We start from the raw sequence: 248 nt of genomic DNA on the forward strand, positions 1-248 counted from the left end.
GTAGTACGAATATCAGCAGCGCTTAAACCTTGTTCGTAACGCAAAAAGTTAGCGTATGACGCATTAATTGTATCGCTTGTTGTGTAGTCGATGCTGTTTTCACCGTACGTGTACGATAAATCAAGGCTTGAATCGTTATCAAACTCTGTTTTGTAACCAAAGTTATAAGAAATATCATCAATGGTAGTGTTGATTTTTGGTAAGAAACCAAGTGGGATTGTTGCGTCGCCATCTTGCAATACTGGATT

At 38.3% G+C, this 248-nt stretch carries 1 protein-coding gene; it reads right to left on the minus strand.

Going from position 1 to position 248, the window contains the following annotated elements:
• On the minus strand, window positions 1-248 hold a 248-nt coding region (locus R2R70_RS22190; protein ID WP_410979229.1), incomplete at both ends, for a hypothetical protein.

The sequence above is a fragment of the Cobetia sp. SIMBA_158 genome, assembly GCF_046566945.1.
Classification (GTDB): Bacteria; Pseudomonadota; Gammaproteobacteria; order Pseudomonadales; family Halomonadaceae; genus Cobetia; species Cobetia amphilecti.